This is a genomic window from Pseudomonas sp. H1_G08 (assembly GCF_054681355.1).
This window is the reverse complement of sequence record NZ_CP162822.1, coordinates 161,624-187,184: the sequence shown is the minus strand read 5'-3', so window position 1 is coordinate 187,184 and position 25,561 is coordinate 161,624. Positions and strand designations below refer to the sequence as shown.

The window sequence follows — 25,561 nt, the reverse complement described above, 5'->3', positions numbered from 1 at the left end:
TCACGCATCAGCTCAGCCCTCCCAGCCAGCCATCCAGACTTCTGAAGGCATCATTGAAGGTGCGATCGAGCTGCAACGGCGTGATGGACACATAGCCCTGCATCACGGCATGAAAATCGGTGCCCGGGCCGCCGTCTTCAGCGTCGCCGGCAGCGGCAATCCAGTAACCGGCCTTGCCGCGCGGATCGACCACTTTCATCGGCGCCGCCGCGCGGGCGCGATGACCGAGGCGGGTCAACTGAATGCCACGGATGTGATCGATGGGCAGATTGGGGATGTTCACGTTGAGCACCGTGCGCGGTGGCAGATCCAGCCCGGCGTGGGCCTCGACCAGTTTGCGCGCAAAGTAGGCCGCAGTCGGCAGATTGTCCACCTGACGCGAGACCAGTGAGAAGGCAAACGATGGGCGCTCGAGAAATCGTCCTTCCAGCGCTGCCGCCACGGTTCCGGAATACAGCACGTCGTCACCAAGATTGGCGCCCAGATTAATGCCGGATACCACCATGTCCGCTTCGCGCTCAAGCAAGCCGTTAAGGCCCAGGTGAATGCAATCGGTCGGTGTGCCGTTGAGGCTGATAAAGCCGTTCGCCAGGTATTGCGGGTGCAGCGGACGGTCGAGCGTCAGCGAACTGCTGGCGCCGCTTTTGTCCTGCTCCGGGGCGATAACCACGCATTCGGTGTAATCCGCCAGCGCAGCATAAAGCGCGGCGAGACCGGGCGCGGTTACCCCATCGTCGTTAGAAATCAGAATACGCATGGGCTGTCCGTCTGCCCCACCGGCACCAGATCAACGAGCTCGCGCACCAATACGGTGGCAAAGCATCCGGCCGGGAGGACGAATTCCAGTTGCAGAATGTCAGGTTGGGGATAATGCCACGTCAACCCGCCAATGGGCAGCCGCAGGATGCGACGTTCATGGCTCATGCCGGCGTGGATCAACCAGTCGCGCAGATCCGCTTCGCGGGCGGCGATCTCCTGCTCCAGTTCATGGACTGCGCCAGCGGTGGGCGAGTCACCTTCGCCCCACTGCGGACCGGTCGGGTGCAGGTCGAGAATCGCCAGACGCGGGTCGCTGCATTCGGCTTCGCCGGCGGGGAAAAAACTGCGGCTGTCGGTGAAGGCCAGCAGATCGCCGATCAGTGCGGTGTTCCAGGTGCCATCGGCGACACGCGCCGCGAGCACTTGGTTGAACAGATAGCTGCGCGCCGTCGACAGCAACCGCGAACGTACATTGCGCTGTTCCGGCAAAGCCTTGCGCGCCGCCCACGCCCGGGCATCGACAACGTTGCCGCCGTCATGGCCGAAGCGCTGGGCGCCGAAATAATTGGGGATGCCTTGTTTGGCGATCAGTTGCAGCCGCTGTTCAATCGCATCTTTGTCGCCATTGAATTGCGTCAGGCGCAGGGTGAAGCCGTTGGCCGAATGCGCACCGCGTTGCAGCTTGCGCTTGTGGCGCGTGGTCTTGAGGATCTTCAGCGTGTCGTTTTCCGCCGCCGACAAATCCGGATCGGCCTTGCCCGGCAACTGCACGCTGAACCACTGTCGGGTCAGGGCCTGACGGTCCTTCAGCCCGGCATAGCTGACGGTACGCAACGGCACGCCGGCTGCCTTGGCGATACGCCGCGCCGCTTCTTCGGTATTGAGGCCGCGCTTTTCCACCCAGATCCACAGGTGTTCGCCGTCACCGCTGAACGGAATATCCAGCACTTCATCGACCTGGAAATCTTCGGCGATGGCTTTCAGTACCGCTGTGCCGAGGGGTTCGCCATAGGCCCGTGGGCCGAGTAATTGCAATTCATTCATGCGCGCAGCAACAAGGCAACGGAGTGCACGGCGATGCCTTCTTCGCGACCGACAAAGCCAAGCTTTTCGGTGGTGGTAGCTTTGACGTTCACTTGATCCAACTCAACTTGAAGATCCGCCGCGATCAGCGCGCGCATCGATTCGATATGCGGCGCCATTTTTGGCGCCTGGGCAACGATGGTGTTGTCGACGTTGCCGACTTTCCAGCCCTTGGCGTGGATCAGACTGACCACATGACGCAACAGCACACGGCTGTCGGCGCCCTTGAATTGCGGATCGGTGTCCGGGAAGTGTTTGCCGATATCACCCAGCGCCGCCGCGCCGAGCAAGGCATCGCTCAAGGCGTGCAGCAGGACGTCACCGTCGGAATGAGCGAGCAGCCCGAAGCTGTGTGCAATCTGCACGCCGCCCAGAGTAATGGAATCGCCTTCAGCGAAACGGTGCACATCGTAGCCGTGGCCAATACGCATAAAAAAACGCCCCGATTTTTGTCAGGGCGTGATTCTACCTGCATTAACCGCGCAGAGCGCGTGCGTGATGCTGCAAGTGGTCGTCAATGAAGCTTGAGATGAAGAAATAGCTGTGGTCGTAGCCCGGTTGCAGGCGCAGCTCCAGCGGATGCCCCGCTTGTTTTGCGGCGTGTTGCAGGGCCTCGGGTTTCAATTGCGTGGCGAGGAAATCGTCACGATCACCTTGATCGACCAGCAACGGCAACTTCTCCGTCGCCTCTGCGATCAGCACACAGGCGTCCCACTCCTTCCACTTCGAACGGTCTTCGCCCAAATAGTTGGAAAAGGCCTTCTGACCCCACGGGCAATCGATTGGATGGGTAATCGGCGAGAACGCCGACACTGACTGATAACGCCCGGGATTGCGCAGCGCGCAGACCAATGCGCCGTGGCCGCCCATGGAGTGACCGCTGATACTGCGTTTGTCGGAAGCGGGGAAATGCGCTTCGACCAGAGCAGGCAGTTCCTGCACGACATAGTCATGCATCTGATAGTGCCGCGCCCACGGTTCCTGCGTGGCGTTCAGATAAAACCCGGCGCCGAGACCGAAATCCCAAGCTTTGTCGGCATCATCCGGGACATCCGCGCCACGCGGACTGGTATCCGGGGCGACGATGATCAACCCGAGCTCGGCAGCCATGCGCATCGCACCGGCCTTCTGCATGAAGTTCTCATCGGTGCAGGTCAGCCCTGACAACCAGTACAACACCGGCAGCTTGCCGCCCTGCTCCGCTTGTGGCGGCAGGTACACGGCAAAGACCATGTCGCAATCAAGCACTTCGGAGCGATGGCGATAACGCTTGTGCCAGCCACCAAAACTCTTCTGACAGGAAATGTTTTCCAGATTCATAGCACTTCAGCCGCAAGATGCGAGCTTCAAGCTGCAAGAGGGAATTGCGCCTGCTTGCAGCTTGTGGCTTGTAGCTTGCCGCTGCTCCTTAGAAATGAATGACTGTGCGGATGCTCTTGCCTTCGTGCATCAGGTCGAACGCCTTGTTGATATCTTCCAGGCCCATGGTGTGGGTGATGAAGGTATCCAGCGGGATTTCGCCGCTCTGGGCCATGTCGACGTAGCTCGGCAATTCAGTACGGCCACGCACGCCGCCGAACGCCGAACCGCGCCAGACGCGACCGGTGACCAACTGGAACGGACGGGTAGCGATTTCCTGGCCGGCACCGGCGACACCGATGATGACCGACTCGCCCCAGCCTTTGTGGCAGCACTCAAGCGCGGCGCGCATCAGTTGCACATTGCCGATGCACTCGAAGGAGAAGTCGACGCCGCCATCGGTCATGTCGACGATTACTTCCTGGATCGGACGATCAAAGTCTTTCGGATTCACGCAATCGGTGGCACCGAGTTGTTTGGCGATTTCGAACTTGGCTGGATTGATGTCGATGGCGATGATCCGCGCAGCCTTGGCTTTCACCGCGCCGATCACGGCCGACAAGCCAATACCGCCGAGACCGAAGATGGCTACGGTGTCACCCGGTTTGACCTTGGCGGTGTTGAGCACGGCGCCGATACCGGTGGTTACGCCGCAACCGAGCAGGCAAACCTTCTCCAGCGGCGCGTCTTTGGAGATCTTCGCTACGGAAATTTCCGGCAGTACGGTGTACTCCGAGAACGTCGAAGTGCCCATGTAGTGGAAAATCGTTTCGCCCTTGTAGGAAAAGCGCGAAGTGCCATCCGGCATCAGGCCCTTGCCTTGGGTGGCGCGAATCGCCTGGCAGAGGTTGGTCTTGCCCGACTTGCAGAATTTGCACTGGCCGCATTCCGGGGTGTACAGCGGAATGACGTGATCGCCGACGGCGACCGAAGTCACGCCTTCGCCGATCGCTTCAACGATGGCGCCACCTTCGTGGCCGAGGATCGACGGGAAGATGCCTTCCGGGTCTGCGCCGGACAAGGTGTAGGCATCGGTGTGGCACACCCCGGAAGCGACGACGCGCAGCAATACTTCACCGGCCTTGGGCATGGCGACATCGACTTCTACGATTTCCAGCGGCTTCTTGGCCTCGAAGGCAACGGCGGCGCGCGACTTGATCATGCTGACTCTCCAGTGAACCCAATAAATAAAAAAGCAGACAGACAGTGTAGTTCAGCGCTTCCTGAGGAATAATCCGGACCAAAGCAAAACATTATTGCCATACAGGGATAATCCAAGTGTCGGAAAACCGCTGGGAAGGCATCGATGAGTTCGTTGCCGTCGCCGAATGCAATCAATTCACCGCCGCTGCCGAGCGTCTTGGGGTTTCTTCCTCACACATCAGTCGACAAATCGTACGGCTCGAAGAGCGTCTGCAGACGCGACTGCTCTACCGCAGCACCCGGCGAGTTACGTTGACCGAAGCCGGGCAGACTTTTCTGCAGCATTGCCAGCGCCTGCAGGACGGTCGCGAAGAAGCCTTGCGCGCGGTAGGTGATCTGACCAGCGAACCGAAAGGCATGCTGCGCATGACCTGCGCGGTGGCCTACGGCGAACGTTTTATCGTGCCGCTGGTGACTCGCTTCATGGGGCTGTACCCGCAGTTGCGCATCGATATAGAGCTGAGCAATCGCCAACTGGATCTGGTGCATGAAGGGCTGGACCTGGCGATCCGTCTGGGTCGGTTACAGGATTCGCGCTTGGTCGCCACACGTCTGGCACCACGGAGAATGTACCTGTGCGCATCGCCGTCCTACCTGGAACGGTACGGACGCCCACACAGTTTGTCGGAATTGAGTCGACACAATTGCCTGATCGGCAGTTCGGATATATGGCAAATGGAACAGAACGGCAGGGAATTTTCCCAGCGGGTGCAAGGCAACTGGCGTTGCAATAGTGGGCAAGCGGTGCTGGATGCGGCGCTTCAGGGCGTCGGGTTGTGTCAGTTGCCGGACTATTACGTGCTCGAGCATTTGCACAGTGGCGCGCTGATTTCCTTGCTGGAGGCGCATCAGCCGCCGAATACGGCGGTGTGGGCGCTGTATCCGCAGCAGCGGCATCTGTCGCCGAAGGTGCGCAAGTTGGTGGATTTTTTGAAGGTGGGACTGGCTGAAAGGCCGGAGTACAAACTTTGAGTTATTGGTCGCCTGTGCGACCGCTTTCGCGAGCAGGCTCGCTCCCACAATTGACCGAGCTCGACAGCTGAATGCATTCCCTCTGCGGGAGCGAGCCTGCTCGCGAAGGCAATGCCACAGCGACCCCAAATCTCAGAGGCGATTCGCCCATCGCTGGCGCAACCACTCCAGATCTTCCGGCCGGGTCACCTTGAGGTTATCCGCCCGCCCTTCGATCAGACGCGGTGCCAGACCGGCCCATTCCATCGCCGAAGCTTCATCGGTGATCACGGCATCCGCAACCAGGCTATCGGCCAACGCTCGATGCAACGCGCCGAGGCGAAACATCTGCGGCGTATACGCCTGCCAGATCACACTGCGGTCCACCGTTTCAACCACACGACCGTTTTTATCAACGCGTTTGAGCGTGTCGCGAGCGGGCACTGCCAATAGACCGCCGACCGGGTCATCCGCCAGTTCGGCAAGCAACTTGTCGAGATCATCGCGACTCAGATTCGGCCGGGCCGCATCGTGCACCAGCACCCAATCGTCATCGTCGGCACCTTGCGCATGCAGATGCAGCAAGGCGTTTAGCACCGAAGCGGAACGCTCCGCCCCGCCGCCGACCCGCTGAATGCGCGGATCGTTGACGCATGCCAGATTCGGCCAATAGGGATCGTCAACAGCAAGACTGACCACCAGGCCCTTGAGGCTCGGGTGATCGAGGAAACAGCCGAGGCTGTGTTCGAGAATTGTGCGCCCGCCCAGTTGCAGATACTGCTTGGGACGGTCCGCGGCCATTCGGGCACCGACGCCCGCGGCAGGAATTACGGCCCAGAAGGCCGGCAGGGAATCGATCATTGGGCCAACTGGTAAAGGGTTTCGCCGTCCTTGACCATGCCCAGTTCGTGACGAGCCCGCTCTTCAACGGTCTCCATGCCTTTTTTCAATTCGCTGACTTCAGCGTCCATCACCCGGTTGCGCTCCAGCAGGCCTTCGTTCTCGGCATGTTGCTCGGCGATCTGCTGTTTCAGCTCGGCGACCTGCGCCAGACTGCCATTGCCCACCCACAGGCGGTACTGCAGACCGGCCAGCAGCAAGAGCAAAACAAGAAACAACCAGTAAGGACTGCGCATCGAATATCAGGTATCCAGTGAAAAAAGACAGCCACGCATAATGTTGCAGCATCTGATAGCACGAAGCCTGGAAAGATCCAGGCTTGTGCTTAAGGCATCAGATTAGTGGCAAATCCATCGCTGTCACGACTTTTCCGACACAATCCGGTGTCCTTTGATCAGGTTGCGCTTAACCGCGGAACTCGGCACGGCCGTTGTACTTGGCCTTGCCGTTCAACTGCTCTTCGATACGCAGCAGTTGGTTGTACTTGGAAACGCGGTCGGAGCGGCACAGCGAACCGGTCTTGATCTGGCCAGCCGAGGTGCCCACAGCCAGGTCGGCAATGGTCGAATCTTCGGTTTCGCCGGAACGGTGCGAGATCACTGCGGTGTAGCCGGCAGCCTTGGCCATCTGGATGGCTTCCAGGGTTTCGGTCAGGGTGCCGATCTGGTTGAACTTGATCAGGATCGAGTTGGCGATCTTTTTATCGATGCCTTCTTTCAGGATCTTGGTGTTGGTCACGAACAGGTCGTCGCCCACCAGCTGAGTTTTCTCGCCGATCTTGTCGGTGAGGATTTTCCAGCCGGCCCAGTCGGATTCGTCCAGACCGTCTTCGATGGAGATGATCGGATAACGCTCGGTCAGACCTTTGAGGTAGTCGGCGAAACCTTCAGCAGTGAACACCTGGCCTTCGCCGGACAGGTTGTACTTGCCGTCTTCGTAGAACTCGCTCGCGGCGCAGTCCAGCGCCAGGGTCACGTCGGTGCCCAGCTTGTAACCGGCGTTGGCCACGGCTTCGGAGATCACTTTCAGCGCGTCTTCGTTGGAAGCCAGGTTCGGTGCGAAACCGCCTTCGTCACCAACGGCGGTGCTCAGGCCACGGGCCTTCAGCACAGCTTTCAAGTGATGGAAAATCTCGGTGCCCATGCGCAGACCTTCCGAGAACGACTTGGCGCCGACCGGCTGCACCATGAATTCCTGGATGTCGACGTTGTTATCGGCGTGCTCGCCACCGTTGATGATGTTCATCATCGGGACCGGCATCGAGTACACACCCGGGGTGCCGTTGAGGTTGGCGATGTGTGCGTACAGCGGCAGATCCTGATCCTGCGCAGCCGCCTTGGCCGCAGCCAGGGACACGGCGAGGATGGCGTTGGCGCCCAGGGTCGCCTTGTTTTCGGTACCGTCGAGCTTGATCATCGCTTGGTCGAGGGCTTTCTGGTCGCTCGGGTCGGTGCCCAGCAGCAGATCGCGGATCGGACCGTTGATGTTGGCTACCGCCTTGAGCACGCCCTTGCCCAGGTAACGGCTCTTGTCGCCATCACGCAGCTCGAGCGCTTCACGCGAGCCAGTGGATGCACCGGACGGCGCGCAGGCGCTGCCGATGATGCCGTTGTCGAGAAGCACGTCCGCTTCCACGGTGGGATTGCCACGGGAGTCGAGAACTTCACGACCTTTGATGTCGACGATTTTTGCCATTGTTGTAAACACTCCAAAGTTGACGAAAACGACGCAGCTAGAGGAAATCTTTATCGTCGGCAAGCGAAGTACAGCGGGCAGACTTGCAGACGACAACGCTCACGCCCGAGGGCATGAGCGACAAATCGTGCGGTACTTTACCGGAGAATCGAGCGTTACGCGGTTTCTACCGTCGGAAAACTCTTCACCAGTTCGTCCAGAGCCTTGAGCTGGGCCAGGAATGGCTCCAGTTTGTCCAGACGCAAGGCGCAAGGGCCGTCGCATTTGGCGTTGTCCGGATCCGGATGCGCTTCGAGGAACAGACCCGCCAGCGACTGGCTCATGCCGGCCTTGGCCAGATCGGTGACCTGCGCACGGCGACCGCCGGCGGAGTCGGAACGACCGCCAGGCATTTGCAACGAGTGGGTCACGTCGAAGAACACCGGGTATTCGAACTGCTTCATGATGCCGAAGCCGAGCATGTCGACCACGAGATTGTTGTAGCCGAAGCTCGAACCACGCTCGCAGAGGATCAACTGATCGTTACCGGCTTCCACGCACTTGTTCAGGATGTGTTTCATTTCCTGAGGCGCGAGGAACTGGGCTTTCTTGATGTTGATCACGGCATTGGTCTTGGCCATCGCGACAACCAGATCGGTCTGGCGCGACAGGAAGGCCGGCAGCTGAATGATGTCGCAGACTTCAGCGACGACCGCAGCCTGATCCGGCTCGTGGACGTCGGTGATGATCGGCACGCCGAAGGCTTGCTTGATGTCCTGGAAGATGCGCATGCCCTCTTCCAGGCCAGGACCGCGATACGAAGTCACAGAAGACCGGTTGGCCTTGTCGAAGCTGGCCTTGAACACGTAAGGGATACCGAGTTTTTCGGTGACCTTCACGTACTCTTCGCAAACCTGCATGGCCATGTCACGGCTTTCCAGCACGTTCATGCCGCCGAACAGCACCATGGGTTTGTCGTTGGCAATCTCGATGTCGCCGACGCGGATGATCTTCTGTGCCATCGGGTTACGCCTTCTTCTGGTGTTGAGCCAACGCGGCTTTGACGAAACCGCTGAACAGCGGATGGCCGTCGCGTGGCGTCGAGGTGAACTCAGGGTGGAACTGGCAGGCGACGAACCATGGATGATCCGGCGCTTCAACCACTTCGACCAGCGCAGCATCGGCGGAGCGACCGGAAATCTTCAGGCCGGCTTCGATGATCTGCGGCAGCAGGTTGTTGTTCACTTCGTAACGGTGACGATGACGCTCGACAATCACGTCCTTGCCGTAGCAATCATGGACTTTGGAGCCCGGCTCAAGCAGGCAATCCTGTGCGCCGAGACGCATGGTGCCGCCCAGATCGGACGCTTCGGTACGTACTTCGACAGCGCCGGTGGCGTCTTCCCACTCGGTAATCAGACCGACCACCGGATGGCCGCTGGCACGATCGAACTCGGTGGAGTTGGCGTCTTTCCAGCCCAGCACGTTACGGGCGAACTCGATGACCGCCACTTGCATGCCCAGGCAGATGCCGAGGTACGGAACCTTGTTTTCGCGAGCGTACTGAACGGCAGTGATCTTGCCTTCCACGCCACGCAGACCGAAGCCGCCCGGCACCAGAATCGCATCAACACCTTCGAGCAGCGCAGTGCCCTGGTTCTCGATGTCTTCGGAATCGATGTAGCGCAGGTTGACCTTGGTGCGGTTGCTGATGCCGGCATGACTCATCGCTTCGATCAGCGACTTGTACGCGTCGAGCAGTTCCATGTACTTGCCGACCATGGCGATGGTCACTTCGTGTTCCGGGTTCAGCTTGGCATCGACCACTGCGTCCCACTCGGACAGATCGGCGCTGCCGCACTGCAGACCGAAACGCTCGACGACGAAATCGTCCAGGCCCTGCGAGTGCAGGATGCCCGGGATCTTGTAGATGGTATCGGCGTCTTCCAGCGCGATTACCGCACGCTCTTCAACGTTGGTGAATTGCGCGATCTTGCGACGCGAGGACACATCGATCGGGTGATCGGAGCGGCACACCAGCACGTCTGGCTGCAGACCGATCGAGCGCAGTTCCTTGACGGAGTGCTGGGTCGGTTTGGTCTTGGTTTCGCCAGCGGTGGCGATGTACGGCACCAGCGTCAGGTGCATCAGCATCGCGCGCTTGGCGCCGACTTCGAAACGCAACTGGCGGATGGCTTCGAGGAATGGTTGCGACTCGATGTCACCGACGGTGCCACCGATTTCAACCATCGCCACGTCAGCGTCACCGGCACCTTTGATGATGCGACGTTTGATTTCGTCGGTGATGTGCGGGATCACCTGGATGGTTGCACCCAGGTAGTCGCCACGGCGCTCTTTGCGCAGCACGTGCTCGTAGACACGGCCGGTGGTGAAGTTGTTGTTCTGGGTCATGGTCGTGCGGATGAACCGCTCGTAGTGCCCCAGATCCAGATCGGTCTCGGCGCCGTCGTGGGTGACGAACACTTCACCGTGCTGGAACGGACTCATGGTGCCTGGATCGACGTTGATGTACGGATCCAGCTTCAGCATGGTGACCTTAAGCCCCCGCGCCTCCAGGATAGCCGCCAATGAAGCCGAGGCAATGCCTTTCCCCAATGAAGAAACAACACCGCCCGTGACGAATATGTAGCGCGTCATGAAAAACCCTAGAAGTCTGCGTTAAAGCGGAACGAGCCGCCGGGGAAAGCGAAGGAAGGCCGAAGCCCCCGATCACCTGCATTAATCACAGTGCACCTTTCGAAAAAACCGCCGCGTTGTGACAGACCGGTAGATGAAACACCGGTACGTTGCTCGCTACACATTTTTTGGAATCGCCCAGCAAAGACTGCTTGGTAATCGGCAACTCCTGCAATTCAGGCGAATCCACAGAAGTTGTATCAAGAAGGGAGCGTAGTCTACCGGAATGCTCCTTTCAGCTCAAACCTTGATCTTCGTCTGTTGGCTGCCAGTGCAATGTCCAGCCTTCGTCCATCTGACCATCAAGACCCGGCAGGTTCGCCACGGCGAGCAATTCTTCGCCACGAAACAGCAGCGGCAATCTGCCACGCACGAAGGCCGGGACCGCGCGCTCGTTGAGCAGACGCTTGAGATCACGGCTGCCGCGCTCGGCCAGTTGCATGACCTCACCGCCTTGCCGATAGGCAATACGCAAAGGCCCGGATGGAGCTTGCCCGTGGAGCATGACGCGTCCGTTATCCGGCAAGCGTAGCGCTGAAGTCGGGGTCTGCCAGTCGGCGCCGATCACTGGCGCGCCCAACCAATTGCCGCTCAGCCACCAGACGCGACCGACGCTGCGGTGCAGCTCTCCGTCGGCCAGACGCCAGATCGGAGAAGCGTCGGCGCCGGCATTGCACAGCGTTGTCCAACCCGACCAATGGTCAGCATCTGGCAGCCGGGTCAACGGTTCGAGCCAGTGGCTGAGGGCATTTCGCTGGCGTGCGTCAGACAATGCCCTCAATGATGTCAGCTCCAGCGATGGCACACCCAGCCAAGCGAATTCATGGACCGTTTCGGCTTGTGCGAGATCGATCTGCGCCAGCTCATCGAGCAAGCCCTGCGCCTCACGCAGATGCGCAGCCGTGCGCGCCATGCTGGCCTGCGCTTGCGGCCAGCGTTCGGTGAGGACCGGCATGACTTGATGGCGCAGATAGTTGCGCGAAAACTGCCGGTCCTGGTTCGACGGGTCCTCAATCCAGCGCAACTGATGCGCCTGTGCATAATTTTCCACCTCGGCGCGGCTGACGTCGAGCAACGGTCGAACCAGCGTGCCCTGCCCCACTGTGCGCTGCTGCGGCATTGCGCCGAGTCCGCGTACACCGGCACCGCGCAACAGCCGAAACAGCAGCGTTTCCGCTTGGTCATCGCGGTGCTGGCCAGTCAGCAACACGTCATTGGTCTGCGTCAGCGAACTGAACGCGGCATAACGCGCATCCCGCGCCGCCCGCTCCAGGCTCGCCCCGCCCTTTACGGTTACCCGCTTCACTTGCAACGGCACGTCCAGCGCATCGCAAACGGCCTGGCAATGTTGCGGCCACGCATCGGCCGCAGCCTGAAGGCCGTGGTGAATGTGGATGGCGCTTAACGCAGGGAGGGATTCGGTGTTCGCCAGGGTGGCGAGCAGATGCAGGAGGACGGTGGAATCGAGACCGCCGGAGAAGGCGATGCGCCAGTGAGCGGCGTGGCGCCAGGGCTCAAGGTTCAGCAGAAGACGGGATGGCAAATCAATCGGGGACTGGCCCATATCTGCACCTTTGCCTAACCCTCTGTGGGAGCGAGCCTGCTCGCGAAAGCGATTTGACATTCAACAATTTCGTCGACTGTCATACCGGTTTCGCGAGCAGGCTCGCTCCCACAGGGATAGTACGCGTCTGATTAGAGACCGTAGCTCATCAGGCGATCGTAACGGCGCTTGAGCAGCGCTTCGTTATCGAACTGCTTGAGCATCGCCAGTTGCGAGCTCAGCTCGGCGCGGATCGAAGCGGCGGCAGCAGCCGGGTCACGGTGGGCGCCGCCCAGTGGCTCGCTGATCACCTTGTCGACGATACCCAGGCCTTTCAAACGCTCAGCGGTGATGCCCATTGCCTCAGCGGCATCCGGTGCTTTCTCGGCGGTCTTCCACAGGATCGATGCGCAACCTTCCGGCGAGATCACCGCGTAGGTCGAATATTGCAGCATGTTCAATTGATCGCAGACGCCGATGGCCAGTGCGCCGCCGGAACCACCTTCACCAATTACAGTGGCGATGATCGGAGTCTTCAGACGCGCCATCACCCGGAGGTTCCAGGCAATCGCTTCGCTCTGGTTGCGCTCTTCAGCGTCGATGCCAGGGTAGGCACCCGGGGTGTCGATGAAAGTCAGGATCGGCATCTTGAAGCGCTCGGCCATCTCCATCAGACGGCAGGCCTTGCGGTAGCCTTCCGGACGCGGCATACCGAAGTTGCGGCGAACTTTCTCACGCACTTCACGGCCCTTCTGGTGGCCGATGATCATCACTGGCTGGTCTTCCAGACGGGCGATACCGCCAACGATGGCAGCGTCGTCGGAGAAGTGACGGTCGCCGTGCAGTTCGTCGAACTCGGTGAAGATATGCTCGATGTAATCGAGGGTGTACGGGCGTTTCGGGTGACGCGCCAGACGTGCGATCTGCCAGCTGGTCAGCTTGCCGAAGATGTCTTCGGTCAGCGTCTTGCTCTTGTCCTGCAGGCGGGAGATCTCATCGCCGATATTCAGCGAATTGTCATTACCGACCAAGCGCAACTCTTCGATCTTGGCTTGCAGGTCGGCGATCGGCTGTTCGAAATCTAGAAAATTCGGGTTCATAGGCGTCCGTCTTGGGTCGTGTCCCAAGTGAGCTTGGGCCGGCCGGTTGTCTATTCGCGCCCTACCTTAAGGGAGAGGCGCGCTGAGGTCGAGATTAAAAATTCAGGTTGCGGGCAAGCGCCATGATGGCACTTGCCGGTCAACGGTATTGGAGGAAGACGTTGTCTCGCCCGAACTGGTCACGCAGGGCTTGAATCAAGGCATCCGCCGGGTCGATCCGCCAGGTCTCGCCGAACTGCAGCAAGGTCTTCGCATCCGGGCTGGTGTACTCCATGGTCACCGGGCACGCGCCGCGATGACGCTTGAGCAGTTCGCCCAACCAGCGTAGCTGATCGCCTTTCAGATCCTGGGTGTGCAGCTTCAGGCGCAGGCTCTCGGCCAGATTGGTGCGCGCATCTTCCATGCTCATCACGCGCTTGACCCGCAGGCGCAGACCGCCAGAGAAGTCGTCATTGCTGACTTCGCCTTCGACCACCACCATCGCGTCGGTCTGCAGCAGCGACTGCGCCGAATGGAACGCATCGGCAAACAGCGACGCTTCGATCCGTCCGGAGCGGTCGTCAAGGGTGATGAAGCCCATCTTGTCGCCCTTCTTGTTCTTCATCACCCGCAGGGCAATGATCATCCCCGCCACGGTCTGCGTGTCGCGCGCCGGTTTCAGGTCGATGATGCGCTGACGGGCGAAACGGCGGATTTCGCCTTCGTATTCGTCGATCGGGTGACCGGTCAGGTACAGGCCCAGGGTGTCTTTTTCACCCTTGAGGCGTTCCTTGAGGGTCAGTTCCTTGGCTTTGCGATGAGACGCGTAAACGTCAGCGTCTTCTTCGACGAACAAGCCGCCAAACAGGTCGGCGTGGCCACTGTCGTGGGTCCGCGCAGTCTGCTCGGCCGCCTTGATCGCCTCTTCCATCGCCGCCAGCAGTACCGCGCGGTTACGGTCGATGTTGGCTTGATAGGCCTTTTGTTCGTCGTGGAAATACGGGCCGAGGCGATCCAGCGCGCCGCTGCGAATCAAGCCATCAAGAGTTCGTTTGTTGATGCGCTTGAGGTCGACCCGCGCGCAGAAATCGAACAGATCCTTGAACGGACCGGCCTGACGCGCTTCGGTGATCGCTTCCACCGGACCTTCACCGACGCCTTTGATCGCGCCGAGGCCGTAAACGATGCGGCCGTCGTCGTTCACCGTGAACTTGAACTCCGAAGTGTTCACGTCCGGCGCGTCGAGGCGCAGCTTCATCGTCCGCACTTCCTCGATCAAGGTCACGACCTTGTCGGTGTTGTGCATATCCGCCGAAAGTACCGCGGCCATGAACGGCGCCGGGTAGTGAGCTTTCAGCCAAGCGGTCTGGTACGACACCAGGCCGTAAGCGGCGGAGTGGGACTTGTTGAAGCCGTAACCGGCGAATTTCTCCACCAGGTCGAAAATGTTACCCGCCAGATCCGCGTCGATGCCGTTGGTCGCGCAGCCCTCGATGAAGCCGCCGCGCTGCTTGGCCATTTCTTCGGGCTTTTTCTTACCCATCGCCCGACGCAGCATGTCCGCACCGCCGAGGGTGTAACCGGCCATGACCTGGGCAATCTGCATCACCTGTTCCTGATACAGGATGATGCCGTAAGTCGGCGCCAGTACCGGCTTGAGACCGTCGTACTGGTAGTCCGAGTGCGGATAGGCCAGTTCGGCGCGACCGTGCTTACGGTTGATGAAGTCGTCCACCATGCCCGATTGCAGCGGACCGGGACGGAACAGTGCAACGAGTGCGATCAAGTCTTCCAGGCAGTCGGGCTTGAGCTTTTTGATCAGCTCTTTCATGCCCCGGGATTCAAGCTGGAACACCGCCGTTGTTTCGGCTTTTTGCAGCAACTGATAGGTCGGCTTGTCGTCGAGCGGGATAAAGGCGATATCCAGCGGCGGCTCGTTGACCTTGGCGCGGTCGCGGTTGATGGTTTTCAGCGCCCAGTCGATGATCGTCAGGGTACGCAGGCCGAGGAAGTCGAACTTCACCAGACCGGCGGCCTCAACGTCGTCCTTGTCGAACTGGGTCACCAGACCGTCACCGGCCTCGTCGCAATAGATCGGCGAGAAGTCGGTGAGTTTGGTCGGCGCGATCACCACACCACCGGCGTGCTTACCGACGTTACGCACCACGCCCTCAAGCTTGCGCGCCATCTCCCAGATTTCCGCCGCTTCTTCATCGACCTTGATGAAGTCACGCAGGATCTCTTCCTGCTCGTAGGCTTTTTCCAGGGTCATGCCGACTTCGAACGGAATCATCTTCGACAGACGATCCGCCAGGCCATAGGACTTGCCCTGCACCCGCGCCACGTCACGGACCACAGCCTTGGCGGCCATGGAACCGAAGGTGATGATCTGGCTCACCGCGTTGCGGCCGTACTTTTCGGCCACGTAATCGATCACCCGGTCACGACCGTCCATGCAGAAGTCGACGTCGAAGTCGGGCATGGAAACCCGTTCCGGGTTGAGGAAACGTTCGAACAGCAGGTCATATTCCAGCGGGTCGAGGTCAGTGATCTTCTGTACGTAAGCCACCAGCGAACCGGCACCCGACCCACGGCCCGGACCTACCGGCACACCGTTGTTCTTGGCCCACTGGATAAAGTCCATCACGATCAGGAAGTAACCGGGGAAGCCCATCTGGATGATGATATCCAGCTCGAAATTCAAGCGGTCCACATAGACCTGGCGCTTGGCTTCGTAGTCTTCGGTGGTGTCCTTGGGCAGCAGCACCGCCAAGCGTTCTTCGAGCCCTTCGAAGGAGACCTTGCGGAAATATTCGTCGATGGTCATGCCATCGGGGATCGGGAAGTTGGGCAGGAAGTGTGTGCCCAGCTTGACTTCGATGTTGCAGCGCTTGGCGATCTCGACGGTGTTTTCGATGGCGTCGGGAATATCGCTGAACAGCTCGAGCATTTCCTCGGCGCTTTTCAGGTACTGCTGATCGCTGTAATTCTTCGAACGACGCGGGTCATCGAGGGCGCGGCCCTCACCGATGCACACGCGGGTTTCGTGGGCGGCGAAGTCTTCCTGCTTGATGAAGCGCACATCGTTGGTCGCCACCAGCGGCGCACCGAGCTTGTCGGCCAGCGCCACGGCGCCATGCAGCTGTTCTTCATCGTTGGGGCGGTTGGTGCGCTGGATTTCCAGATAGAAACGATCCGGGAACACCGCCATCCACTCGCGCGCCAGCGCTTCGGCTTCCGCCGGGTTGCCACCGATCATGGCCATGCCGATCTCGCCTTCTTTGGCGGCGGACAGCATGATCAAACCTTCGTTGGCCTCGGCCACCCACTCGCGCTCGACGATGACCATGCCGTTGCGCTGGCCTTCGATGAAGCCACGCGAGATCAGTTCGGTGAGATTGCGATAACCCTGAGCGTTCATCACCAGCAGGCTGAGGCGGCTCAGCGGTGCATCCGGGTCCTTGTTCGCCAGCCACAGGTCTGCGCCGCAGATCGGCTTGATGCCGGCGCCCATGGCGTTTTTATAGAACTTGACCAGGGAACACATGTTGTTCTGGTCGGTGACCGCGACCGCCGGCATGTTCATGGCGGTCAGCGCCTTGACCAGCGGCTTGATCCGCACCAGCCCGTCGACCAGGGAGTATTCAGTGTGCAGGCGTAGATGAACGAATGAAGCCGGCATAGTGATCCTGTCCAGTTACATAGAGACAACGAGGCCCGGATTGTACCGGGCCTCGAATAAAACATCAGCCTTGCGCCTAAACCTGCGTCAGGCTTTCCCGCGCCTCGTAAGCCAGGCGTACCGGGGCGAACGAGCGGCGGTGAATCGGCGTCGGGCCGAGCCGCGCCAGCGCTTCCAGATGAACGGGCGTCGGATAGCCTTTATGGCCACCGATGCCGTAGCCCGGGTAGATCAATTCGAATGCCGCCATTTCGCGGTCACGGCTGACCTTGGCCAGAATCGACGCCGCCGCGATGGCCGGTACCTTGCCGTCGCCCTGGATCACAGCCTCGGCACGCATCGGCAAATGCGGGCAGCGGTTGCCATCGATCATCGCCAGCTTCGGCTGAATATGCAGACCGGCGACCGCGCGCTGCATGGCCAGCATGGTTGCGTGGAGGATATTCAGATCGTCGATTTCTTCGACTTCGGCGCGGGCGATGCACCAGCTCAGGGCCTTTTCGCAGATCTCGTCGTAGAGCTTTTCGCGCTTGGCTTCGGTGAGTTTTTTCGAATCGTCGAGGCCGAGGATCGGCCGGTTCGGATCGAGAATCACTGCCGCCGTCACCACCGCACCGCACAACGGACCACGACCGACTTCATCAACACCGGCGACCAGTTCTTCGACTTCGGCGACCAAGGTGAAATCCAGGCCCATTTGCATGCTTGTCTTGCTCATTGTGGTTTGCCGATCAGGTCAAGGACGGCTTGCGCCGCCTGATTGGAAGCATCGCGCCGCAGCGTGCGGTGGATCTCGTCGAAGCCGCGGGTCTGTTCATCACCGCCATCGATCAATGGCGACAGCGTCTGCGCCAACGCCTCGACAGTCGCATCATCCTGCAACAACTCCGGCACCAGCAAGCGCTGAGCGAGCAAGTTGGGCAGCGACACGTATGGGCTTTTGACCATACGCTTGAGAATCCAGAATGTCAGCGGCGCCAACCGATACGCCACCACCATCGGCCGCTTGTACAGCAGCGCTTCAAGGGTAGCAGTGCCGGAGGCGATCAACACGGCGTTGCACGCGGCGAGGGCCAAGTGGGATTTACCGTCGAGCAAGGTTACCGGCAAATCCCGGCCAGCAAGCAAGGCCTCGAGTTGCACCCGGCGTTCCGGGTTTGCACAAGGAATGACAAAGCGCACGCCCGGACGCATGCCGCGCAGACGTTCGGCGGTGTCGAGGAACAGCGCACCGAGGCGACTGACTTCCCCGCCACGGCTGCCCGGCATCAGCGCTACCAGCGGACCGTCGGCCAAGCCTAGTTCGGTGCGTGCAGCGGCGCGGTCGGCTTGCAGCGGAATGGTATCGGCCAAGGTGTGACCGACGAAACGCACCGGCACGCCTTTCTCTTCGTAGAATTTCGCCTCGAACGGCAACAGGGTCAGCATCAGATCGCAGCCTTCGCGGATCTTCAGCACCCGCTTCTGCCGCCACGCCCATACCGACGGGCTGACGTAATGCACGGTCTTGATCCCGGCCTGACGCAGCTTGAGTTCGATATTGAGGTTGAAATCCGGCGCATCGATGCCGATGAACACGTCCGGCTTCGCGGCGATCAGTGTGGCAATCAGCTCTTTGCGGCGTTTGAGTAACTCACGCAGCCGACCGAGGACCTCCACCAGCCCCATGACCGACAGGCGCTCCATGGGAAAGTACGAGGTCAGGCCTTCAGCCTGCATCAGCGGACCGCCGACGCCGATGAACTCGACTGTCGGGTGCTGAGTCTTGAGCGCGCGCATGAGGCCGGCGCCGAGAATGTCACCGGAAGCCTCACCCGCCACCAGCGCGATACGCAGACTGGCCATGATCAGCGGGTGATGCCGCGAGTCGACGCCTGGATCGAATCGCGGAACACGGCGACTTCAGGGAACTGCGCAGACGGCTCGGCCAGCTCGGCCAGCGCCTGCTCGACCGTCAGGCCCTGCCGATAGACCGTCTTGTAAGCACGACGCAAGGCGTGGATCGCGTCTTCGCTGAAACCGCGACGGCGCATGCCTTCGAAGTTCATGCTGCGCGCTTCGGCCGGGTTGCCGAATACGGTGACGAACGCCGGAACGTCCTTGCCGATCGCCGTGCCCATGCCGGAAAAGCTGTGGGCGCCGATGTGGCAGTACTGGTGCACCAGGGTGAAACCGGAGAGGATCGCCCAGTCGTCAACGTGTACATGCCCGGCCAACGCAGTGTTGTTGACCAGAATGCAGTGATTGCCGATGACGCTGTCATGGCCGATGTGGGCATAGGCCATGATCAGGTTGTGATCACCCAGTGTGGTTTCCGAACGGTCCTGCACGGTGCCACGGTGAATGGTCACGCCTTCACGAATAACGTTGTGGTCGCCGATCACCAGGCGGGTTTCCTCGCCTTTGTACTTCAGATCCGGGGTGTCTTCGCCTACCGAAGAAAACTGGTAGATGCGATTGTTTTTACCAATGCGGGTCGGCCCCTTGAGGATCACGTGCGGCCCGATCACGGTACCCTCGCCGATTTCCACACCTGCGCCGATGATCGACCACGGGCCGACCTCGACGCCGTCAGCCAGAACGGCGGACGGATCGATGATTGCGCGAGGGTCAATCAAACTCATACTTTCTGTTCCGCGCAGATGATTTCTGCCGAGCAGACCGGCTTGCCGTCCACCGAAGCCTGGCACTCGAACTTCCAGATCTTGCGCTTGCAGCTGATGAAGGTCGCTTCAAGGATCAACTGGTCGCCCGGCTTGACTGGCTGGCGGAAGCGCAGCTTGTCGGAACCGACGAAGTAATACAGGGTGCCGTCGGCCGGTTTGACGTCGAGCATCTTGAAACCGAGGATCCCGGCAGCCTGAGCCATCGCTTCGATGATCAGCACGCCCGGCATGATTGGATGCGCAGGGAAGTGACCGTTGAAGAACGGTTCATTGATGCTGACATTCTTGTAGGCGCGAATTCGCTTGCCTTCAGTGTCCAGTTCCACCACCCGGTCCACCAGCAGGAACGGGTAACGGTGAGGCAGGTATTCGCGAATCTCGTTGATGTCCATCATTTCAGGGGAAAGCCTATGTAAAGATTGGGAGCGCGACTGACGCGCACTCCTCTAGCAAATCAAGGAGGCAGTCCAGAGGCTGTGCACACTTGATATGGAAATGGTATCAGCCATCAGATGAAGCATTACCGTCAGGGGTCACTTCCCCAACGCGCTTTTCCAGCTGTTTCAACCGTCGTGCGATGTCATCGAGCTGACGGATGCGGGCCGCGCTTTTGCGCCATTCGGCCGCCGGTTGCATGGCTGTGCCGGAAGAATAGGCGCCCGGCTCGGTAATCGAGTGAGTCACCATGGTCATCCCGGTCAGGAAAACGTTGTCGCAAATATCAATGTGGCCGACCAGACCAACACCGCCGGCGAGCATGCAGTGCTTGCCGATCTTGGTGCTGCCGGAAATGCCGACGCACGCGGCCATGGCGGTGTGATCACCGACCTGGACGTTGTGCGCGATCTGGATCTGGTTGTCGAGCTTCACGCCGTTGCCGATCACCGTATCGGCCAGAGCGCCGCGGTCGATGGCGGTGTTCACGCCGATCTCGACATCGTCGCCGATGGTCACGCCACCGATCTGGGCGATTTTCTGCCAGACACCTTTCTCGTTGGCGAAGCCGAAGCCCTCACCGCCGATGACTGCGCCGGACTGAATAACCACACGCTTACCGATGCGCACATCGTGATAGAGCGTGACGCGCGGAGCCAGCCAGCCGCCTTCACCGATTTCGCTGCGCGCGCCGACTACGCAATGCGCGCCCAGCGTGACCTGTGCAGCGATGCGTGCACCGGCTTCGATCACCACGAACGGACCGATGCTGGCACTTGGATCAACCACTGCGTCCGCCGCGATCACCGCTGTCGGATGAATCCCGCCAGCCGCTTTTGGCTTTGGATCGAACAGATGCGAGATGCGTGCATAGGCCAGGTAAGGGTCCGGCACCACCAGGGCATTACCGGCAAAACCCTCAGCGTCGGCCTCCTTGAGCAGCAGTGCAGCTGCCTGAGAACCGGCCAGGTATTTGCGGTATTGGGGATTTGCCAGAAAGCTCAACTGAGCTGGGCCAGCCTCTTGCAAAGTGGCTAGCCCAGTAATTTGCGTCTCGGGGTCGCCACGCAGGGTGGCGCCGAGGTGCTCGGCCAACTGGCCGAGCCTGATAGTCACGGTCATGGGTTACTTCAGCTGATTCATGCGCTCGATAACCTGGCGCGTGATGTCGTACTGAGGTTTGACATCGATGACTGCGCCACGCTCGAACACCAGGTCAAAACCACCTTTCTTGATGACTTCTTCCACGGCACTGTCCAGTTTCGGCTTCAGTTGCTTGAGCATTTCACGGTCGGCAACGGCTTTGGCTTCATTCAGTTCCTTGGACTGGAACTGGAAGTCACGAGCCTTTTGCTTGAATTCCAGCTCCAGACGCTCACGCTCGCCCTGCTGCATTTTGTCGCCACCGGCCATCAGACGGTCCTGAATGCCTTTGGCGCTGCTTTCCAGGGTTTTCAGCTTGGTCAGTTGCGGACCGAACTTCTTCTCTGCATCCACCGCGTACTTCTTCGCCGCGTCGGATTCCAGCAGAGCCATCTGATAGTTCAGCACGGCAATTTTCATGTCGGCGAACGCCGGGCCTGCCACCAGTACGGAGGCCAGGAGAACCAATTGAGTCAACTTACGCACGATGCACTCCTACAAAATCCATTGTCGTTATCTTGGGTCAGACGCTTAGAACGTCTGGCCGAGGGAGAATTGGAACACTTGAGTTTCAGCGTCATCCGGTTTCTTGATCGGCATCGCCAGGGCGAAGCTCAACGGCCCCAGTGCGGTGACCCAGGTCACGCCGACACCGACGGAACTGGCCATGTTGCTCAGGCTGATGTCGTTGCACTTGGTGTTGGACGACGAACCATTGGCGTTCGTAGTGTCCTTGCACTGCGAGTCAAACACGTTACCGACATCCCAGAAGACCGAAGTCCGCAGGGAACGCTGATCCTTGACGAATGGCAGCGGGAACAGAACTTCTACACCGCCCTGGATCAGGACGTTACCACCGAACGGCAGTGGATCCTGGTCCGGGTCTGCAATAGTGCCCGGGTTGTTACCACGGCTCGGCGTACTGCGCGGGCCGAGGGTGCTGTCCTTGAAGCCACGAACCGAGTTGAAACCACCGGCATAGTAGTTTTCATAGAACGGCAGACCATCGGTCGAACCGTAACCATCGCCATAACCGAGTTCGGAGTGCAGGCGCAGTGTGTAGTTTTCGGTGATCGGCTGGAACAGCTGACCACGATAGTCAAGTTTGAAGAACGACAGGTCGCTGCCCGGAATGGTGGTTTCCAGGGTCAGGCTCTGGGAACGACCACGGGTCGGCAACACGCCTTTGTTCAGGGTCGACTCGGACCAACCGGCCGAGGCCTTGAAGTTCAGGTAGTTGTCGCCTTCCTTCTCGACGAAATCGAAAATCTCGTCAACGGTATAGCGACCGGTGTTGATCTTGTCCTGCTGGGCAGACAGACCGAACGTCAGACGCGAAGTCTCACTGATCGGGTAGCCGACGTTTACGCCCGCACCGAGACTGTCTACCGCATAGCTGGAAATATCGGCATCGAGTTCATCGTAGTCGGTGGTGCGATAGAACGCGTTGTAACCCAGGCTTACGCCATCAGCGGTCCAGTAGGGGTCAACGTAGCCGAAGTTGTAGCGGCTCTGGTATTCGCTGCGGGTCAGGCCGATGCTGACGCGGTTACCGGTACCGAGGAAGTTGTTCTGGGTGATCGAGCCACCGAGGATCAGACCGGCGCTCTGGGCGAAACCGACGCTGGCGGTGATCGAACCGGAAGCCTGTTCTTCAACGGCGTAGTTCACATCAACCTGGTCGTCGACACCTGGCACAGCCGGGGTCTCAACGTTGACTTCCTTGAAGAAGCCCAGACGCTCAAGACGGGTCTTGGACTGGTCGATCAGGTAGGTCGAAGCCCAGCCACCTTCCATCTGACGCATTTCACGACGCAGCACTTCGTCCTCGGACTTGGTGTTGCCACGGAAATTGATGCGGTTGACGTAGGCACGCTTGCCCGGATCGACAGCGAAGAGGATGTCCACAGTGTGGTCATCATCGTGCGGCTGAGGCACGCCGTTGACGTTGGCGAAGGTGTAGCCCTCGTTACCCAGACGACGGGTGATCAGCTCGGAGGTGGTGGTCATCAGCTTGCGCGAGAACACCTGGCCCTTCTGCACGAGCAACAGCGACTTGATCTGCTCTTCAGGGACTTTCAGGTCACCACTGAGCTTGACGTCACGAACGGTGTACTTCTCGCCTTCGGTGACGTTGACAGTAATGTAGACGTGCTTCTTGTCCGGGGTAATGGATACCTGGGTCGAAGCGATGTCCATGTTGATATAGCCGCGGTCCAGATAGTAGGAACGCAGACGCTCCAGGTCACCGGAAAGTTTTTCGCGGGCATATTTGTCATCGTTCTTGAAAAACGACAGCCAGTTGGTGGTTTTCAGTTCGAACAGGTCGGTCAGGTCTTCCTCAGGGAAAACCGTATTGCCTACCACGTTGATGTGCTGAATGGCAGCAACGGTGCCTTCATTGATCTTCACCTTCAGACCCACGCGGTTACGCGGCTGCGAGACCACTTCGGTGTCGACGGTAGCCGAGTAACGACCCTGGGCGACGTACTGACGTTGCAGTTCGTTACGCACACCCTCGAGGGTGGCGCGCTGGAAGATTTCGCCTTCGGCCAGACCGGATTGCTTGAGGCCCTTCATCAGGTCTTCAGTAGAGATGGCCTTGTTGCCTTCGATCTCGATACTGGCGACCGATGGACGCTCGACCACGGTGATGACCAGAACGTTGCCTTCGCGGCCCAGCTGGATATCTTGAAAGAAACCGGTTTTGAACAATGCACGAGTGGATTCCACCAGGCGACGATCATCCGCCTGCTCGCCGACGTTCAACGGCAAGGCACCAAAGACGCTACCCGCGGAGACCCGCTGGAGGCCATTGACGCGAATATCAGAGATAGTGAAGGACTCGGCGTGAACTTCGGCGATCATCAATACGGTGAGAACCGCAGTTAGCAGCAGACGTTTCATGAAGTCCTTTCTTATTCCAACTGGCAATAAACAAACTGCCGCAAAATGCGGCAGATTCGCAATTCAGCGAAGCGTTACAGTCGACCCAGATCGTTGACCAGAGCAAGCAACATCACCCCGACCACCAAACTGATACCGATCTGTATCCCCCAACCTTGCACCCGATCCGACAAGGGGCGACCACGCACCCACTCGATCAGATAAAACAACAAATGCCCCCCATCCAGTACAGGAATGGGCAGCAAATTCAGAACGCCCAGGCTAATACTCAGATAAGCAAGGAAATTCAGGAAATCAGCGACGCCCGACTGGGCAGAAGCGCCCGCCACTTTAGCAATGGTTATCGGTCCACTCAAGTTTTTTACCGAGAGCTCGCCGAACAGCATTTTCTTCAGTGAATCCAGCGTCAGAATGCTCATGGTCCAAGTGCGACGGGCACCCTCGCCAATCGCGGCCAGCGGGCCATAGCTGACTTCGCGGATCATTTCCGGTGGCCAGTCGATGGCTTTGACGCCAGCGCCCAGATAACCGCTTGGCGATTTGCTTTCACCGCGCGCCGCCAGGGTCACAGGGACGTCGATTTGAGCATTGTCGCGCTCGATGCGCAGCATGATTTTGGTATCAGGACGCGTACGAACGGTATCAACCACCTGCTGCCAGTCACTCAGCGGCTGACCATCAAGAGCCAGCAAGCGATCGCCGGTTTTCAGCCCGGCGGCCTGGGCCGGACCTTTCGGGTCCAGCTCGGCAAGCACCGGCGGCAAGGCCGGACGCCAAGGACGAATGCCCAGCGAGCGGATCGGATCCGGCTCGTCGGCACCTTTGAGCCAGTTATCCAGTGCCAGCGTGCGGGCCGACTCGGCAGTCGAACCCTGCTCGCGCACCAGCAATTGAATGGCACCGCTTTCACCGAGACGACGCACCAGTTGCAGATTGACCGCAGCCCAACCGGACGTTGGCTCGCCATCGATCGAGACGATCTCCTGACCCGCGTTCAGACCAGCCTTGGCGGCAATGCTGCCAGACTCGACCGCGCCGATGACCGGACGCACCTGCTCGCTGCCGAGCATCGCCAGCACCCAGAAAAACACCAGCGCCAGCAGGAAGTTGGCAATCGGGCCGGCGGCAACAATAGCAATGCGCTGACGTACCGATTTGCGATTGAACGACTGATCAAGCTGATCGACCGGCACTTCGCCTTCGCGCTCGTCGAGCATCTTGACGTAGCCGCCCAGCGGAATCGCGGCGACCACGAACTCGGTGCCTTGCTTGTCATGCCAGCGCAGCAACGGCATGCCAAAGCCCACGGAGAAACGCAGAACCTTGACGCCACAGCGACGCGCGACCCAGAAGTGGCCGAATTCGTGGAAGGTGACCAGCACACCCAGGGCGATCAGGGTGCCGGCAATCATATAGAGCGCGCTCATCTACTTTCTCCGCAATCCTGTTCAGTGTCGCGTGTCGCCGTTGTGTTGCAAAA

22 protein-coding genes are annotated in these 25,561 nt (G+C 59.7%); 1 reads left to right on the top strand and 21 read right to left on the bottom strand.

Annotated features, from left to right (window positions below; genetic code table 11):
- Positions 1-7: 7 nt before the first annotated feature.
- The 5 genes from surE to AB4N85_RS00785 all read right to left on the bottom strand — a co-directional run bounded on the left by surE (position 8) and on the right by AB4N85_RS00785 (position 4,363).
- Positions 8-757: a 5'/3'-nucleotidase SurE gene (surE, locus tag AB4N85_RS00805; RefSeq protein WP_024011837.1), complete on the bottom strand. Its 750-nt coding sequence runs from the start codon at positions 755-757 to the stop codon at positions 8-10.
- A complete protein-coding gene (truD, locus tag AB4N85_RS00800; RefSeq protein ID WP_460066581.1) occupies positions 745-1,803 on the bottom strand; it encodes a tRNA pseudouridine(13) synthase TruD in 1,059 nt (352 codons plus the stop codon). The genes surE and truD overlap by 13 nt, the downstream gene beginning before the upstream one ends.
- On the bottom strand, positions 1,800-2,273 hold the full coding sequence (gene ispF / locus AB4N85_RS00795; protein WP_460066578.1) for a 2-C-methyl-D-erythritol 2,4-cyclodiphosphate synthase: 474 nt from the start codon (positions 2,271-2,273) through the stop codon (positions 1,800-1,802). Before ispF ends, truD begins: the two co-directional genes overlap by 4 nt.
- A gap of 43 nt (positions 2,274-2,316) precedes the next feature.
- Positions 2,317-3,162 carry an S-formylglutathione hydrolase gene (gene fghA / locus AB4N85_RS00790; RefSeq protein WP_056783229.1) on the bottom strand — a complete coding sequence of 282 codons (846 nt, stop codon included), beginning with the start codon at positions 3,160-3,162 and terminating at the stop codon, positions 2,317-2,319.
- Positions 3,163-3,250: 88 nt separating this feature from the next.
- Positions 3,251-4,363 carry an S-(hydroxymethyl)glutathione dehydrogenase/class III alcohol dehydrogenase gene (locus AB4N85_RS00785; protein ID WP_007908835.1) on the bottom strand — a complete coding sequence of 371 codons (1,113 nt, stop codon included), beginning with the start codon at positions 4,361-4,363 and terminating at the stop codon, positions 3,251-3,253.
- 116 nt (positions 4,364-4,479) lie between these two features.
- Between AB4N85_RS00785 and AB4N85_RS00780 the strand changes: the two genes are divergently transcribed.
- Positions 4,480-5,376, top strand: a complete 897-nt coding sequence (locus tag AB4N85_RS00780; RefSeq protein WP_460066575.1) for a LysR family transcriptional regulator — start codon at positions 4,480-4,482, stop codon at positions 5,374-5,376.
- A gap of 132 nt (positions 5,377-5,508) precedes the next feature.
- Here the strand turns inward: AB4N85_RS00780 and ispD are convergent, their stop codons facing one another.
- From ispD to rseP, 16 genes are all read right to left on the bottom strand, one after another.
- A complete protein-coding gene (ispD, locus tag AB4N85_RS00775; protein ID WP_460066573.1) occupies positions 5,509-6,216 on the bottom strand; it encodes a 2-C-methyl-D-erythritol 4-phosphate cytidylyltransferase in 708 nt (235 codons plus the stop codon).
- Complete coding sequence (ftsB, locus tag AB4N85_RS00770) at positions 6,213-6,491, bottom strand: cell division protein FtsB (protein WP_016771460.1); 279 nt, start codon at positions 6,489-6,491, stop codon at positions 6,213-6,215. Before ftsB ends, ispD begins: the two co-directional genes overlap by 4 nt.
- 169 nt (positions 6,492-6,660) lie before the next feature.
- Entirely contained in the window at positions 6,661-7,950 is a 1,290-nt protein-coding gene (gene eno, locus AB4N85_RS00765; protein WP_041478121.1) for a phosphopyruvate hydratase, read from the bottom strand.
- Positions 7,951-8,105: 155 nt separating this feature from the next.
- The gene (kdsA, locus tag AB4N85_RS00760; RefSeq protein ID WP_007954807.1) at positions 8,106-8,951 is read right to left on the bottom strand and encodes a 3-deoxy-8-phosphooctulonate synthase; all 846 of its coding nucleotides are present in this window, start codon (positions 8,949-8,951) and stop codon (positions 8,106-8,108) included.
- Between the two features lie 4 nt (positions 8,952-8,955).
- Complete coding sequence (locus AB4N85_RS00755; RefSeq protein WP_016771462.1) at positions 8,956-10,587, bottom strand: CTP synthase; 1,632 nt, start codon at positions 10,585-10,587, stop codon at positions 8,956-8,958.
- A 274-nt stretch (positions 10,588-10,861) separates the two neighbouring features.
- Entirely contained in the window at positions 10,862-12,190 is a 1,329-nt protein-coding gene (gene tilS / locus AB4N85_RS00750; RefSeq protein ID WP_252868874.1) for a tRNA lysidine(34) synthetase TilS, read from the bottom strand.
- A gap of 131 nt (positions 12,191-12,321) precedes the next feature.
- A complete protein-coding gene (locus tag AB4N85_RS00745; RefSeq protein ID WP_016771465.1) occupies positions 12,322-13,269 on the bottom strand; it encodes an acetyl-CoA carboxylase carboxyltransferase subunit alpha in 948 nt (315 codons plus the stop codon).
- 139 nt (positions 13,270-13,408) lie between these two features.
- Positions 13,409-16,930 carry a DNA polymerase III subunit alpha gene (gene dnaE, locus AB4N85_RS00740; RefSeq protein WP_056783220.1) on the bottom strand — a complete coding sequence of 1,174 codons (3,522 nt, stop codon included), beginning with the start codon at positions 16,928-16,930 and terminating at the stop codon, positions 13,409-13,411.
- A gap of 76 nt (positions 16,931-17,006) precedes the next feature.
- Positions 17,007-17,633, bottom strand: coding sequence for a ribonuclease HII (gene rnhB / locus AB4N85_RS00735; RefSeq protein ID WP_016771466.1), 627 nt, complete (start codon positions 17,631-17,633; stop codon positions 17,007-17,009).
- 11 nt (positions 17,634-17,644) lie between these two features.
- Positions 17,645-18,775 (bottom strand): lipid-A-disaccharide synthase, encoded by a 1,131-nt coding sequence (gene lpxB / locus AB4N85_RS00730; protein ID WP_435406344.1) that lies wholly within the window; start codon positions 18,773-18,775, stop codon positions 17,645-17,647.
- 2 nt (positions 18,776-18,777) lie between these two features.
- Positions 18,778-19,554: an acyl-ACP--UDP-N-acetylglucosamine O-acyltransferase gene (lpxA, locus tag AB4N85_RS00725; RefSeq protein WP_150636319.1), complete on the bottom strand. Its 777-nt coding sequence runs from the start codon at positions 19,552-19,554 to the stop codon at positions 18,778-18,780.
- Positions 19,551-19,991, bottom strand: a complete 441-nt coding sequence (fabZ, locus tag AB4N85_RS00720; protein WP_016771469.1) for a 3-hydroxyacyl-ACP dehydratase FabZ — start codon at positions 19,989-19,991, stop codon at positions 19,551-19,553. The genes lpxA and fabZ overlap by 4 nt, the downstream gene beginning before the upstream one ends.
- Before the next feature lie 106 nt (positions 19,992-20,097).
- Positions 20,098-21,153, bottom strand: a complete 1,056-nt coding sequence (gene lpxD, locus AB4N85_RS00715) for a UDP-3-O-(3-hydroxymyristoyl)glucosamine N-acyltransferase (protein WP_056783213.1) — start codon at positions 21,151-21,153, stop codon at positions 20,098-20,100.
- A 3-nt stretch (positions 21,154-21,156) separates the two neighbouring features.
- Positions 21,157-21,660, bottom strand: a complete 504-nt coding sequence (locus AB4N85_RS00710; RefSeq protein ID WP_003222140.1) for an OmpH/Skp family outer membrane protein — start codon at positions 21,658-21,660, stop codon at positions 21,157-21,159.
- A gap of 45 nt (positions 21,661-21,705) precedes the next feature.
- A complete protein-coding gene (gene bamA, locus AB4N85_RS00705) occupies positions 21,706-24,081 on the bottom strand; it encodes an outer membrane protein assembly factor BamA (RefSeq protein ID WP_125925190.1) in 2,376 nt (791 codons plus the stop codon).
- 74 nt (positions 24,082-24,155) lie between these two features.
- Positions 24,156-25,508, bottom strand: coding sequence for a sigma E protease regulator RseP (gene rseP, locus AB4N85_RS00700; protein ID WP_252868873.1), 1,353 nt, complete (start codon positions 25,506-25,508; stop codon positions 24,156-24,158).
- Positions 25,509-25,561: the final 53 nt, after the last annotated feature.